General features: G+C 66.5%; 12 protein-coding genes. 8 read left to right on the forward strand and 4 right to left on the reverse strand.

Translation table 11 applies throughout. The features are described from left to right. Positions 1–44: 44 nt before the first annotated feature. Positions 45–452, reverse strand: coding sequence for a thioesterase family protein (locus tag QMZ26_RS08540; protein ID WP_108746188.1), 408 nt, complete (start codon positions 450–452; stop codon positions 45–47). Next, positions 452–3,445 carry an excinuclease ABC subunit UvrA gene (uvrA, locus tag QMZ26_RS08545; RefSeq protein WP_108760145.1) on the reverse strand — a complete coding sequence of 998 codons (2,994 nt, stop codon included), beginning with the start codon at positions 3,443–3,445 and terminating at the stop codon, positions 452–454. The genes QMZ26_RS08540 and uvrA overlap by 1 nt, the downstream gene beginning before the upstream one ends. A gap of 343 nt (positions 3,446–3,788) precedes the next feature. Between uvrA and rplU the strand changes: the two genes are divergently transcribed. The 3 genes from rplU to cgtA all read left to right on the forward strand — a co-directional run bounded on the left by rplU (position 3,789) and on the right by cgtA (position 5,609). Beyond that, the gene (gene rplU, locus QMZ26_RS08550; protein WP_004148331.1) at positions 3,789–4,106 is read left to right on the forward strand and encodes a 50S ribosomal protein L21; all 318 of its coding nucleotides are present in this window, start codon (positions 3,789–3,791) and stop codon (positions 4,104–4,106) included. 11 nt (positions 4,107–4,117) lie between these two features. After that, positions 4,118–4,381 carry a 50S ribosomal protein L27 gene (rpmA, locus tag QMZ26_RS08555; protein WP_004148333.1) on the forward strand — a complete coding sequence of 88 codons (264 nt, stop codon included), beginning with the start codon at positions 4,118–4,120 and terminating at the stop codon, positions 4,379–4,381. Between the two features lie 175 nt (positions 4,382–4,556). Next, positions 4,557–5,609 carry an Obg family GTPase CgtA gene (cgtA, locus tag QMZ26_RS08560; RefSeq protein ID WP_079221070.1) on the forward strand — a complete coding sequence of 351 codons (1,053 nt, stop codon included), beginning with the start codon at positions 4,557–4,559 and terminating at the stop codon, positions 5,607–5,609. Positions 5,610–5,804: 195 nt separating this feature from the next. Here cgtA and rpsT read toward each other — a convergent pair whose 3' ends face one another. Then, positions 5,805–6,074 (reverse strand): 30S ribosomal protein S20, encoded by a 270-nt coding sequence (gene rpsT, locus QMZ26_RS08565; protein WP_079221071.1) that lies wholly within the window; start codon positions 6,072–6,074, stop codon positions 5,805–5,807. A gap of 117 nt (positions 6,075–6,191) precedes the next feature. On the opposite strand from rpsT, the gene murJ reads away from it, so the two are divergent. From murJ to ispH, 5 genes are all read left to right on the forward strand, one after another. Next, positions 6,192–7,796, forward strand: a complete 1,605-nt coding sequence (murJ, locus tag QMZ26_RS08570; RefSeq protein ID WP_283221235.1) for a murein biosynthesis integral membrane protein MurJ — start codon at positions 6,192–6,194, stop codon at positions 7,794–7,796. 75 nt (positions 7,797–7,871) lie between these two features. Next, the gene (locus tag QMZ26_RS08575) at positions 7,872–8,819 is read left to right on the forward strand and encodes a bifunctional riboflavin kinase/FAD synthetase (protein ID WP_079221073.1); all 948 of its coding nucleotides are present in this window, start codon (positions 7,872–7,874) and stop codon (positions 8,817–8,819) included. After that, complete coding sequence (gene ileS, locus QMZ26_RS08580; protein WP_283221191.1) at positions 8,816–11,647, forward strand: isoleucine--tRNA ligase; 2,832 nt, start codon at positions 8,816–8,818, stop codon at positions 11,645–11,647. The genes QMZ26_RS08575 and ileS overlap by 4 nt, the downstream gene beginning before the upstream one ends. After that, positions 11,647–12,171 (forward strand): signal peptidase II, encoded by a 525-nt coding sequence (lspA, locus tag QMZ26_RS08585; RefSeq protein WP_200734438.1) that lies wholly within the window; start codon positions 11,647–11,649, stop codon positions 12,169–12,171. Before ileS ends, lspA begins: the two co-directional genes overlap by 1 nt. Positions 12,172–12,198: 27 nt before the next feature. Next, on the forward strand, positions 12,199–13,149 hold the full coding sequence (gene ispH / locus QMZ26_RS08590; RefSeq protein ID WP_108760141.1) for a 4-hydroxy-3-methylbut-2-enyl diphosphate reductase: 951 nt from the start codon (positions 12,199–12,201) through the stop codon (positions 13,147–13,149). Between the two features lie 68 nt (positions 13,150–13,217). On the opposite strand, the gene QMZ26_RS08595 is transcribed toward ispH, so the two are convergent. Beyond that, on the reverse strand, positions 13,218–13,547 hold the full coding sequence (locus QMZ26_RS08595) for a hypothetical protein (RefSeq protein WP_283221192.1): 330 nt from the start codon (positions 13,545–13,547) through the stop codon (positions 13,218–13,220). Positions 13,548–13,689: the final 142 nt, after the last annotated feature.

Genomic DNA, 13,689 nt, shown 5'->3' on the forward strand with positions numbered 1-13,689 from the left:
GGCGTGCGAAACGCCGACCAAGGTCGGCATCTACCAGGGGCGAATCAGGTAGAGGCGTTGCGGATCGCCTCCGGCAGCGGCGCGCTCTTGCCGGTCTGGGTGTCCATCCAGACCACCACCACGTTGCCATCAGAGTACAGCTTCGCATCATCCTGCTGGTCGACGATGCGGTGGCCGATGGTCACGCTGCTGTTGCCCAGGCGCTCGACGAACAGCTCGACCAGGATGTCGTTGGGCCACACGATCGGCAGGCGGTAGTTGACGTTGGTCGCGGCCACCACCGGTGCGATGCGGTCGGTCATCGACACGCCTTCCACGCCCAGCATCCAGCGCACCCGCGCTTCTTCCAGGTAGGAAATGTACTTGGCGTTGTTGACGTGGCCCATGCTGTCCATGTCACGCCAGCGCACGCTGATCGGGATGCGGGCCAGGATCTTGTGTTCGCTGCTCATCAGGCGTCCTTCTTCTTCGTCGTGCTCTTGCTGGCCTTGCCGGTGCTCTTGGCGGCCACGGCCTTCTTCGCCACCTTGGCGGGTTTTTCAGGCTTCACCTTGCGCGGCGGGCGGGCGTCGGGCTTGTTGGCCACGGCGGCCGGTCGTTCCGGGCGCGCGCTGGTGGAGGGCAGCATGCGGGCCAGGAACTGGCCGGTGTACGACTGCGGGCAGGCCGCCACGTCTTCCGGCGTGCCGGTCACCAGGATGGTGCCACCGCGGTGGCCGCCTTCCGGGCCGAGGTCGACGATCCAGTCGGCGGTCTTGATGACGTCCAGGTTGTGCTCGATCACCACCACCGTGTTGCCTTCGTCGCGCAGCTTGTGCAGCACGCCCAGCAGCGCTTCGATGTCGTGGAAGTGCAGGCCGGTGGTCGGCTCGTCGAGGATGTACAGGGTGCGGCCGGTATCGCGGCGCGACAGTTCCTTGGACAGCTTCACGCGCTGCGCTTCACCACCGGACAGCGTGGTCGCGCTCTGGCCCAGCTTGATGTAGCTCAGGCCCACGTCCACCAGCGTTTCCAGCTTGCGGGCGATGGACGGCACCGGCTCGAACAGCTTCAGTGCATCTTCGACGGTCATTTCCAGCACGTCGTTGATGTTGTAGCCCTTGTACAGGATCTCCAGCGTCTCGCGGTTGTAGCGCTTGCCGTGGCAGACGTCGCAGGGCACGTACACATCCGGCAGGAAGTGCATCTCGACCTTGATCAGGCCATCGCCCTGGCAGGCCTCGCAGCGCCCACCACGCACGTTGAAGCTGAAGCGGCCCGGCGAATAGCCGCGCGCACGTGCTTCGGGCACCTGCGCGAACAGCTCGCGCAGCGGCGTGAACAGGCCGGTGTAGGTGGCCGGGTTCGAGCGCGGCGTACGACCGATCGGCGACTGGTCGATGTCCACCACCTTGTCGAACAGGTCCAGGCCGTCGATCTCCTTGTACGGGGCGATCGGGTGCGAGGAACCGTTGATCTCGTTGGCGGCCAGCGAGAACAGGGTGTCGTTGATCAGGGTCGACTTGCCCGAGCCGGACACGCCGGTCACGCAGGTCAGCAGGCCCGACGGAATCGCCAGGTCCACGCCCTTCAGGTTGTTGCCGCTGGCACCGCGCAGGTGCAGGGTCATCTTCGGGTTCGGCTTGTGCCGGCGCGCCGGGATCTCGATCGCGCGCTTGCCCGACAGGTACTGGCCGGTCAGCGAGCGCGGTGCATCCAGGATGTCCTGCAGGGTGCCCTGGCCGACGATCTCGCCGCCATGCACGCCCGCGCCCGGGCCGATGTCCAGCACGTAGTCGGCCAGGCGGATCGCATCCTCGTCATGCTCGACCACGATGACCGTGTTGCCGAGGTCGCGCAGGCGGGTGAGGGTGCCCAGCAGGCGTTCGTTGTCGCGCTGGTGCAGGCCGATGGACGGCTCGTCGAGCACGTACATCACGCCGACCAGGCCGGCACCGATCTGGCTGGCCAGGCGGATGCGCTGCGCTTCGCCACCAGACAGCGTGTCGGCCTTGCGCTCAAGGGTCAGGTAATCCAGGCCGACATCGACCAGGAAGCCCAGGCGTTCGCCGATTTCCTTGACGATCTTCGAGGCGATCTCGCCGCGCCAGCCCGGCAGGCTCAGTTCGCTGAAGAACTTCAGTGCTTCGTCGATCGGCAGCACCACCAGGTCCGGCAGCGGGCGGTCGGCCACGAACACGTTGCGCGCGGCCTTGTTCAGGCGCGCACCCTTGCATTCGGGGCAGGCGTGTTCGCTGATGTACTTGCCCAGTTCTTCCTGCACCGCCGCCGATTCGGTTTCCTTGTAGCGGCGTTCCAGGTTGGGAATGATGCCCTCGAAGCGGTGCTTGCGCTGGGTGCGGCCACCGGCCTCGGTGAAGTAGGTGAAGGTGATCGCATCATCGCCGCTGCCGTACAGCACGGCCTGCTGCACGTTGGCCGGCAGCGAGTTCCACGACGCATCGACGTCGAACTTGTAGTGCTTGGCCAGCGAGGCGATCAGCTGGAAGTAATAGGCGTTGCGGCGGTCCCAGCCGCGCACCGCACCCGCGGCCAGCGACAGTTCAGGGTGCACCACCACGCGCGCCGGGTCGAAGAACTCAGCCATGCCCAGGCCATCGCAGCCGGGGCAGGCGCCCATCGGCGCGTTGAAGGAGAACAGGCGTGGTTCCAGCTCGGGCAGCGAGTAATCGCAGACCGGGCAGGAATACTTGGAGGAGAACAGGGTCGGCGCGGTTTCGGCATTGTCCAGGCTCTGCACCGAGGCCATGCCGTCGCCCAGCTTCAGCGCGGTCTCGAAGCTCTCGGCCAGGCGCTGCTTGATGTCCTCGCGCGGGCGGAAACGGTCGATCACCGCTTCGATGGTGTGCTTCTGGCGCAGCGCCAGCGGCGGCACCGCGTCGATTTCATACAGCTCGCCGTCCACCCGCACGCGCACGAAGCCCTGTGCACGCAGCTGGTCGAAGACCTGCGCATGCTCGCCCTTGCGGTCGCGGATGACCGGGGCCAGCAGCATGTAGCGCTGTTCCGGGTCCAGGGTCAGCACCTGGTCGACCATCTGGCTGACGGTCTGTGCTTCCAGCGGGTAGCCGTGGTCCGGGCAGCGCGGGGTGCCGACGCGGGCGTACAGCAGGCGCAGGTAGTCGTAGATCTCGGTGATCGTGCCGACGGTCGAACGCGGGTTGTGCGAGGTCGACTTCTGCTCGATCGAGATGGCCGGGGACAGGCCCTCGATGTGGTCCAGGTCCGGCTTTTCCATCACGCTCAGGAACTGCCGCGCATAGGCCGACAGCGACTCGACGTAGCGGCGCTGGCCTTCTGCATAGATGGTGTCGAACGCCAGCGAGGACTTGCCCGAGCCGGACAGTCCGGTGATCACGATCAGCTTGTCGCGGGGCAGGTCGAGGTCGATGTTCTTGAGGTTGTGCGTCCGCGCGCCGCGGATGCGGATGAAATCCATCGCCATGGGGGATCCGGTTATGGGGGGGCGTTGGCTGGGTGCCGGGCCAGCAGGGGGACGGCAATCGGTCAGCCTACCGAGGTGACCAGATGGGGGCAATGGGCGACAATGCCAGCCCGGTGTCTCACCCTGTGAGACAGGCCGACAGCTTTGTGTAGAGCCGAGCCAGGCTCGGCTGCCTGCACCCCGAACCGTTCAGCCGAGCATGGCCCGGCTCTACTGGGCCTCCCTGCCGGGCCGTTCAGGGGTTGACTTGACCCCGCCGCATTGATCTGCGTACAATCCCGCTCCTGTCCGCCCTCGATGGCGACAGTCCATAGACCACAATAACTACAGAGGAAGTCTGGTCATGTACGCAGTACTGGTCACCGGCGGTAAGCAATACCGCGTGGCGCAGGGCGAAAAGCTCCGCATTGAAAAGCTCGAAGTCGAAGTCGGCAGCGAGATCAAGTTCGACAACATCCTGCTGCTCGGCGACAGCGATGGCATCAAGATCGGCGACGCCCTGAGCGGCGCAGCGGTCACCGCCACCGTCCTGTCCCAGGGTCGTGCTGACAAGGTCCGGATCATCAAGTTCCGTCGCCGCAAGCACCACATGAAGCGTCAGGGTCACCGTCAGTACTACACCGAAATCGAGATCACCGGCATTGCCGGTGGCAGCAAGTAAGGAGATAGGTCATGGCACATAAAAAAGGCGTAGGCTCTTCGCGCAACGGTCGCGACTCCAACCCGAAGTACCTGGGCGTCAAGATCTTCGGTGGCCAGGCCATTGAAGCCGGCAACATCATCGTGCGCCAGCGCGGCACCCAGTTCCACCCGGGTTCGGGCGTCGGCCTCGGCCGCGACCACACCCTGTTCGCCCTCGTGGACGGCAAGGTGGAGTTCTCGGTGAAGGGCGCCAAGAAGCGTCGCACCGTCAGCGTCGTGTCGGTCGAAGCCTGATAAAGGCTGGACTGGCGGCCATGCCCCGGCATGGCCCTGCTGGTCGAATCGCACGCTGCATGAAGAGCCCCGCTTCGGCGGGGCTTTTCGTTGGAATCAGTGGTACAACGGGCACGGCCCGACATTCAAGCAAGGCGGCGGCACGCAGGCCGCGCCCATCGCAGGCATCGAAACAATGAAACTGGTAGACGAAGCAGAAATCGAAGTGTTCGCCGGCAACGGCGGCAACGGCTGCATTGGCTTCCGTCGCGAGAAGTTCATTCCGCTCGGCGGCCCGGACGGCGGCGACGGCGGTGCGGGCGGCAGCGTGTACATCCGCGCCGACGAAAACCTGAACACCCTGGTCGACTTCCGCCATGACCGCATCTTCAAGGCGCAGCGCGGCGAGAACGGCATGGGCCGCCAGGCCTATGGCAAGGGCGGCGAAGACCTGACCATCACCGTGCCGGTCGGCACCGTGATCATCAACGTGGCCACCGACGAAATCATCGGCGACCTGACCCAGCATGGCGACCGCCTGCTGGTGGCGCAGGGCGGCCGTGGTGGCCTGGGCAACATGCACTTCAAGAGCTCGACCAACCGCTCGCCGCGCCAGGCGCTGCCGGGCGAGCCGGGCGAAGAGCGCACGCTGAAGCTGGAGCTGAAGCTGCTGGCCGACGTCGGCCTGCTGGGCTTCCCCAACGCCGGCAAGAGCACCCTGATCCGTGCCGTTTCGGCGGCAACCCCTAAGGTGGCCGATTACCCGTTCACCACACTGTACCCGAACCTGGGTGTGGTGAAGGTCGAGAACTACCGCAGCTTCGTCATCGCCGATATTCCGGGCCTGATCGAGGGCGCGGCCGACGGTGCCGGCCTGGGCGCGCAGTTCCTGCGCCACCTGCAGCGCACCCGCCTGCTGCTGCACCTGGTGGATATCTCCCCCATGGAAGGCGGCGTGGAAGGCATTTCCCCGGTCGAGCAGGTGCGTGCCATCGAGCGCGAACTGGAAAAGCACGACCCGGAGCTGCTGCAGAAGCCGCGCTGGCTGGTGCTGAACAAGGCCGACCTGATGTTCGAGGACGAGGCCAAGGCCGCGGCCGAGCAGATCGTCGCCGAGCTGGGCTGGAAGGAGCCGTGGTTCCTGGTGTCGGCGCTGGGCCGCGAAGGCACCTTCCCGATCATGAGCCGGGTCATGGCGTTCTTCGATCGCCAGAAGGAAGACGAACTGGAAGCCCGCAACGCGCTGTGATGGTGTTGTGGTTCCGCACGAAAAACCCGGCTTCGGCCGGGTTTTTCATTTTCCGGTAGCGCCGGCCGCTGGCCGGCATTCCCCGGGGTTGCCGGCCAGCGGCCGGCACTACCAAATCGCAGGCAACAAAAAACCCGGCCGAGGCCGGGCTTTTGTCTGCAGCCCGACCCCGAAGGGCAGGGCGGCAACGCCGGATCAGGCGGCCTTGAGGGCCTTGATGCGGTCGTTCAGGCGGCTCTTGTGACGGGCAGCCTTGTTCTTGTGGATCAGGCCACGCGCGCTGAAACGATCCAGGATCGGCTGGGCAACGGCGAAGGCGGCTTGGGCGCCGGCGGCATCGTTGGCGTCCAGCGCCTTGATCACTTTCTTGACAGCGGTGCGCAGCATCGAGCGCTGAGCCACGTTGCGCGCGTTGCGCACGACGGTCTGCTTGGCGCGCTTCTTGGCGGACTTGATATTGGCCACGGTGGTGGTTTCCTGAAAAAATCGGTGTTATGGGAACAGCAAGCTAGCTAGTATGATGGCGTAAGAAATGCACGTCAAGTCGATTGTCAAGAGGGACGCTGAGTGAGTTCACCCAAGTTGTTGCGGGGCCTGCTGTCGTTCAGCAGCATGACCATGGTCTCGCGCGTTCTCGGACTTGTCCGGGACTTCGTGGTGACCACCACGTTCGGCACCAACGCCATCACTGATGCTTTCTGGGTCGCCTTCAGGGTACCCAATTTCCTGCGCCGTTTGTTCGCCGAGGGCTCGTTCGCGACCGCTTTCGTGCCGGTGTTCACGGAAGTGAAAGAGACCCGCAGCCACGCCGAACTGCGCGAACTGATGGCGCGCACGGCCGGCACCCTGGGCGGCATCCTGATGCTGGTGACCGCCGTGGCGCTGATCTTCGCGCCGCAGCTGGCCTCGGTCTTCTCAAGCGGCGTTGATACCGACCCGGTCAAGCAGGGCCTGCTGGTCGACCTGTTCCGCCTGACCTTCCCGTTCCTGCTGTTCGTCTCGCTCACCGCCCTGGCCGGTGGCGCGCTCAACAGCTTCCAGCGCTTCGCCATGCCGGCGCTGACCCCGGTCATCCTCAACCTGTGCATGATCGCCGGCGCACTGTGGCTGGCGCCGCGGCTGGGCGGCACCCCGGAAAAGCAGATCCTGGCGCTGGGCTGGGCGGTGCTGGCCGCCGGCATCCTGCAGCTGCTGTTCCAGCTGCCGTCGCTGAAGGGCATCAACCTGCTGACCCTGCCGCGCTGGGGCTGGCACCACCCGGGCGTGCGCAAGGTGATGACGTTGATGGTGCCGACCCTGTTCGGCTCGTCGGTGGCGCAGATCAACCTGCTGCTGGATACGGTCATCGCCGCCAAGCTGACCGATGGCTCGCAGTCGTGGCTGTCGCTGGCCGACCGCTTCCTGGAGCTGCCGCTGGGCGTGTTCGGCGTGGCCCTGGGCACGGTCATCCTGCCGGCGCTGGCCCGCCACCACGTCAGTACCGACCGTGAGGGCTTCTCGCGCTCGCTGGACTGGGGCCTGCGGATGACCCTGCTGATCTCGGTGCCAGCCATGCTGGGCCTGCTGTTCCTGGCCGAGCCGCTGATCGCCACCATTTTCCAGCACGGCCAGTTCAGCGCCTTCGATACCCGCATGACCGCGCTGTCGGTGTACGGCCTGAGCTTCGGCCTGCCGGCGTTCGCCCTGCTGAAAGTGGTGCTGCCGGCGTTCTACGCCCGCCAGGACACCCGGACCCCGGTGCGTGCCGGCGTGGCCGCGCTGGTGGCCAACATGGTGTTCAACTTCGCCCTGCTGGCCGTGCTGTACCAGGTGATGGTGCCCGACGAGCTGAAGGCGCAGGGCGTGATGGCGGCCATCGGCAAGCAGCCGGGCCTGCATCTGGCGCTGGGCATTGCCAGCGCGCTGTCCAGCTACCTGAACCTGGGCCTGCTCTGGTACTGGCTGGGCAAGACCGATGTCTACCAGCGCCGGCCGGGCTGGGGTGGCTATCTGGTGCGCCTGCTGGTGGCCTGCGTGGCCATGGCCGGCGTGCTGCTGGCCCTGCTGCACTGGCTGCCGGCCTTCTCGGCCATGGGCGTGTGGGAGCGGATCGGCGCCCTGGCGCTGCTGGTCGGCGGCGGCGGCGCCACCTACGGGGTGGCCATGCTGGCGATGGGCTTCCGCCCCCGCGACCTGCGCGGGCATTGATCGTGGCCCACGGCGGCTATACTTCAGGGTTACACCATTGAAGCGGCGGCCCCGGGTGGGCCGGAACGAGAGTTGATGAGCAGGCTGTTCAGAAGCGTCGAGGGCGGGGAGCTGTTCCCCAACGGAAGCGTGGTCTGTATCGGTGCATTCGACGGCCTCCACCTGGGGCATCGTGCGCTGGTCCGCCACGCGGTCGCCCGCGCGCGCGCCTTGGGCGTGGCCGCGGTGGCCGTGGCGTTCGAGCCGCTGCCGCGTGAATTCTTTGCCCAGGGCACGCCGCCGCCGCGGCTGACCCTGGCCCGCAGCAAGGTCGAGATCCTGCGCGAACTGGGCGTGGATGCGATCGGCCTGCTGCGTTTCGACGCGGCGATGGCCGCCATGCCGGCCGAAGACTTCGTTCATAAGCTGCTGGCGCAGCGCCTGGGCGCGCGCGAAGTATGGATCGGCCCGGAGTTCTGCTTCGGCAACCGCCGCCGCGGCGACCTGGCCCTGCTGCAGGCGATGGGCGGCGAGCTCGGCTTCACCGCCGGCGAGATCGAAGCCGTCGACCTGCACGGCGAGCGCATCTCCAGCACCCGCATCCGCCAGCTGCTGCAGGCGGGCGATTTCACCCATGCCAACGATCTGCTCGGCCGCCCCTACGCGATCAGCGGGCGGGTGGTGCGTGGGCGCCAGCTCGGCCGCACGCTGGGCTTCCCCACCGCCAACCTGCGTTTCCCGAAGACGCCGGCGCTGTCGGGCATCTACGCCACCTGGGTGCACGGGGTGTTCGACCAGCCGTGGCCCTCGGTGTCCAGCTTCGGCACGCGGCCGACGGTGGACGGCGTGGAGCCGCTGCTGGAAGCCCACCTGTTCGATTTCCAGGGCGACCTGTACGGTCGGCACATCGACGTGGAATTCGTCGCCAAGCTGCGCGACGAAGAAAAATTCAATGATCTGGCGGCACTGACCGACCAGATGCACCGCGACGCCGACCAGGCGCGCACCATCCTTTCCGAACATAGATTGCGAGCCACTGCGTGAGCCAGGACTACAAGACCACCCTGAACCTGCCAGCCACCGAATTCCCGATGCGCGGCGACCTGCCCAAGCGCGAGCCGGGCATTCTGGCGCGGTGGGAAGAGCAGGGGCTCTACCAGCAGCTGCGTGACAACGCCGCCGGCCGCCCGCTGTTCGTGCTGCATGACGGCCCGCCGTACGCCAACGGCCGCATCCACCTGGGCCACGCGGTCAACAAGATCCTCAAGGACATCATCGTCAAGTCGCGCTACCTGGCCGGCTTCGATGCGCCCTACGTGCCGGGCTGGGATTGCCACGGCCTGCCGATCGAGATCGCGGTGGAAAAGAAGTGGGGCAAGGTCGGGGTGAAGCTCGACGCCGTCGAATTCCGGCAGAAGTGCCGCGAGTTCGCCGAAGAGCAGATCAACATCCAGCGCGTGGACTTCAAGCGCCTGGGCGTGACCGGTGACTGGGACAACCCGTACAAGACCCTGAGCTTCGACTTCGAAGCCAACGAGATCCGCGCGCTGGCCAAGGTCGTGGCCAATGGCCACCTGGTGCGCGGCGCCAAGCCGGTGTACTGGTGCTTCGACTGTGGTTCGGCGCTGGCCGAAGCCGAGATCGAGTACCAGGAAAAGGAATCGCCGGCGATCGACGTGGCCTACGCCGCGCGTGATGCGCAGGCCATCGGCCAGGCGTTCGGCGTGAGCGTGCCGGCCGACGTTGAAGTGGCCGTGCCGATCTGGACCACCACGCCGTGGACGCTGCCGGCCTCGCTGGCCGTTTCGCTCGGTGCGGAGATCAACTACGTGCTGGCCGAAGGCCCGGCCCACAACGGCAAGCGCCGCTGGCTGGTGCTGGCCGCCGCGCTGGCCGAGCGCGCACTACAGCGCTACGGCGTGAACGACGTCGTGCTGCACGGTGAAACCACCGGCTCCGCGCTGGAAAACCAGCTGCTGGCGCATCCGTTCTACCCGGAGCGCGAAATCCTGGTGCTCAACGGTGACCACGTCTCCGACGAGGACGGTACCGGTGCGGTGCACACCGCCCCCGGCCACGGCCAGGAAGACTTCGTGGTCAGCCAGAAGTACGGCCTGCTGGACAAGTACAACGCCGGCCAGGTGACCCCGATCGACGGCCGTGGCGTGTACCTGGAATCGACCCCGCCGGCCGGTGACGTGGTGCTGGCTGGCCAGCACCTGTGGAAGGCGCAGGACGCCATCGTCGGCGTGCTGCGCGAGAACGGTTCGCTGCTGGCCTTCCACCCGATCCGCCACAGCTACCCGCACTGCTGGCGCCACAAGACGCCGGTGGTGTTCCGCGCCACCCCGCAGTGGTTCATCTCGATGGACAAGGCCAACCTGCGCAACGATGCGCTGGCCGCCATCGATACCGTGGGCTGGTTCCCGAGCTGGGGCAAGGCGCGCATCCAGAGCATGGTCGACGGCCGCCCGGACTGGACCATCTCGCGCCAGCGCACCTGGGGCGTGCCGATCGCACTGTTCACCCACCGCCAGACCGGCGAGATCCATCCGCGCACGGTGGAGCTGATGCAGCAGGTCGCCGACCGCGTCGAAGCCGAAGGCATCGACGTGTGGTACTCGCTGGATGCCGCAGAACTGCTGGGCGCCGAAGCGGCCGACTACGAGAAGGTCACCGACATCCTCGACGTCTGGTTCGATTCGGGCGTCACCCATGAAGGCGTGCTGGCCGCGCGTGGCTTCGGCAAGCCGGCCGACCTGTACCTGGAAGGTTCGGACCAGCACCGTGGCTGGTTCCAGTCCTCGCTGCTGACCGGCGTGGCCATCGACCAGCGCGCGCCGTACAAGCAGTGCCTCACCCACGGCTTCACCGTGGACGAGCACGGCCGCAAGATGTCCAAGTCGCTGGGCAACGGCATCGAGCCGCAGGACATCATGAACAAGCTGGGCGCGGACATCCTGCGCCTGTGGATCGCCTCGGCCGACTACAGCAACGAAATGTCGCTGTCGCAGGAAATCCTCAAGCGCAACGCCGATGCCTACCGCCGCCTGCGCAACACCGCGCGCTTCCTGCTGGGCAACCTGGATGGTTTCGATCCGGCCCAGCACCTGCGCCCGCTGAATGAGATGGTCGCGCTGGACCGCTGGATCGTGCATCGCGCCTGGGAACTGCAGGAAAAGATCAAGGCCGCGTTCGACAGCTACAACATGGCCGAGATCGTCCAGCTGCTGCTGAACTTCTGCAGCGTGGACCTGGGTTCGCTGTACCTGGACGTGACCAAGGACCGCCTGTACACGATGCCGACCGATTCGCACGGTCGTCGTTCGGCACAGAGCGCGATGTACCACATCGCCGAAGCGTTCACCCGCTGGATCGCGCCGATCCTGACCTTCACCGCCGACGAGCTGTGGGGCTACCTGCCGGGCGAGCGCGCCGAACACGTGCTGTTCACCACCTGGTACGACGGCCTGGCGCCGCTGCCGGCCGACGCCCAGCTCAACGCCGCTGATTTCGACCAGCTGCTGGCCGTGCGCGAGCAGGTGGCCAAGGTGCTCGAGCCGATGCGCGCCAACGGTGCCATCGGTGCCGCGCTGGAAGCAGAAATCACCATTGCCGCCAGCGAAGAGCAGGCCGCCAAGTGGCAGCCGCTGGCCGATGAACTGCGTTTCCTGTTCATCAGCGGCGACGTGCACGTGCGCCCGGCGACCACCGACGAGGTGTTCGTCAGCGCCCAGCCGACCCAGAAGACCAAGTGCGTGCGCTGCTGGCACCACCGCGCCGACGTCGGCAGCAACGCCGACCACCCGGAACTGTGCGGCCGCTGCGCCGGCAACATCACCGGTGCCGGTGAAGTGCGGAGCTGGTTCTGATGGCCGCGCCCCGTCCGCATCCGAACGCACTCATCTGGCTGCTGCTGTCGGCCGCCATCATCGGCCTGGACCAGTGGTCCAAGGCCTGGGTGCTGTCGAGCCTGCCGGAGTTCCAGCCGGTGGTGGTCATCGACGGCTTCTGGAACTGGTACCGCACCTACAACACCGGTGCGGCGTTCAGTTTCCTGAGCGACGCCGGCGGCTGGCAGAAGCACTTCTTCACCGTGCTGGCCATCGGCATCAGCGCGCTGATGGCGTGGTGGCTGCGTGCCACCGCCCGCGGCAACTGGAAGGCGGCGGTGCCGTACGCGCTGATCATCGGTGGTGCCATCGGCAACGTGATCGACCGCCAGGTGCACGGTCACGTGGTCGATTTCATCCAGTGGTATATCGGTGACCACGTCTGGCCGGCGTTCAACGTGGCCGATTCGGCCATCGTGGTCGGTGCCGTGGGCATCGCCCTGTTTGGCCTGTTCGACGGCAAGTCCGCCAAAAAGGCGGATAATGCCTCCCCGAAACCGTAAGCCGGCCGCTGCCGGGAGACTGAACTGATGGATGTGCTGCTCGCCAACCCGCGTGGTTTCTGTGCCGGTGTCGATCGTGCGATCGAGATCGTCAAGCGCGCGATCGAAACGCTGGGCGCGCCCATCTATGTCCGCCATGAAGTGGTGCACAACCGCTTCGTGGTCGACGACCTGAAGCAGCGCGGCGCGATCTTCGTCGAAGAACTCGATGAAGTGCCGGACAACAACACGGTCATCTTCAGCGCGCACGGCGTCTCCCAGGCCGTGCGCCAGGAAGCTGATCGCCGTGGCCTGAAGGTGTTCGACGCCACCTGCCCGCTGGTGACCAAGGTCCACTTCGAAGTGGCCCGCCACTGCCGTGCCGGCCGAGACGTGGTGCTGATCGGCCACGCCGGCCATCCCGAAGTGGAAGGCACGATGGGCCAGTGGAACCGCGAAGCCGGTGTCGGCCAGATCTACCTGGTCGAGGACGTGGAGCAGGTCGCCACGCTGGTGATCAACCAGCCGACGAACTTCGCCTACACCACCCAGACCACGCTGTCGGTGGATGACACGCGCGGCATCATCGATGCACTGCGCGAGCGGTTCCCGGAGATGCAGGGGCCGAAGAACGACGACATCTGCTACGCCACGCAGAACCGCCAGGATGCCGTGCGCGACCTGGCCAAGCGCTGCGACCTGGTGCTGGTGGTGGGTTCGCCGAACAGCTCCAATTCCAACCGCCTGAGTGAGCTGGCCCGCCGCGAAGGCGTGGAGAGCTACCTGATCGACGGCGCGCACGAGATCGACCCGCGCTGGGTGGAAGGCAAGCAGCACATCGGCGTGACTGCCGGTGCCTCGGCACCGCAGGTGCTGGTGGATGGCGTGCTGGCCCGCCTGGCCGAGCTGGGTGCCAACGGCGTCGGCGAGCTGGACGGCGAGCCGGAATCGATGGTGTTCGCGCTGCCGAAGGAACTGCGCCTGCGCCTGGTCGACTGACCGGGCAGGGCGTTCGCCGGGCACGGCCCGGCGCTACCGGGTGTGTGTCATCCACGCATGGCGTGGATCTACTGCATCCGGCCGGGGCATCGCATCGGCGTCATCCACGCATGGCGTGGATGGACACCCGCCACGATCGGCGCATCGCATCCCCGGTAGATCCACGCCATGCGTGGATGGACACCCGCCACAATCGGCACATCGCATCCCCGGTGGATCCACGCCATGCGTGGAAGGACACCCGCCATGATCGGCACATCGCATCCCCGATGGATCCACGCCATGCGTGGATGGGCATCCGCGATGATCGGCACATCGCATCCCCAGTAGATCCACGCCATGCGTGGATGGGCATCCGCGATGATCGGCACATCGCATCCCCGGTAGATCCACGCCATGCGTGGATGGGCGCACCGCCCATGATCGGCGCATCGCATCCCCGGTAGATCCACGCCATGCGTGGACGGACACCCGCCACGATCGGCACATCGCATCCCCGGTAGATCCACGCCATGCGTGGATGGGCGCGCGCCCATGACC

The sequence above is a fragment of the Stenotrophomonas sp. PFBMAA-4 genome (genome assembly GCF_030053215.1).
Classification (GTDB): domain Bacteria; phylum Pseudomonadota; class Gammaproteobacteria; order Xanthomonadales; family Xanthomonadaceae; genus Stenotrophomonas.

What these genes read in the sequence shown, in the direction of transcription:
- QMZ26_RS08575 (WP_079221073.1), top strand. Translation starts at nt 7,872, where the DNA reads ATGAGCAGGCTGTTCAGAAGCGTCGAGGGCGGGGAGCTGTTCCCCAAC.
- QMZ26_RS08540 (WP_108746188.1), bottom strand. Translation starts at nt 452, where the DNA reads ATGAGCAGCGAACACAAGATCCTGGCCCGCATCCCGATCAGCGTGCGC.
- cgtA (WP_079221070.1), top strand. Translation starts at nt 4,557, where the DNA reads ATGAAACTGGTAGACGAAGCAGAAATCGAAGTGTTCGCCGGCAACGGC.
- rplU (WP_004148331.1), top strand. Translation starts at nt 3,789, where the DNA reads ATGTACGCAGTACTGGTCACCGGCGGTAAGCAATACCGCGTGGCGCAG.
- rpmA (WP_004148333.1), top strand. Translation starts at nt 4,118, where the DNA reads ATGGCACATAAAAAAGGCGTAGGCTCTTCGCGCAACGGTCGCGACTCC.
- ispH (WP_108760141.1), top strand. Translation starts at nt 12,199, where the DNA reads ATGGATGTGCTGCTCGCCAACCCGCGTGGTTTCTGTGCCGGTGTCGAT.
- lspA (WP_200734438.1), top strand. Translation starts at nt 11,647, where the DNA reads ATGGCCGCGCCCCGTCCGCATCCGAACGCACTCATCTGGCTGCTGCTG.
- uvrA (WP_108760145.1), bottom strand. Translation starts at nt 3,445, where the DNA reads ATGGCGATGGATTTCATCCGCATCCGCGGCGCGCGGACGCACAACCTC.
- QMZ26_RS08595 (WP_283221192.1), bottom strand. Translation starts at nt 13,547, where the DNA reads ATGGCGTGGATCTACCGGGGATGCGATGTGCCGATCATCGCGGATGCC.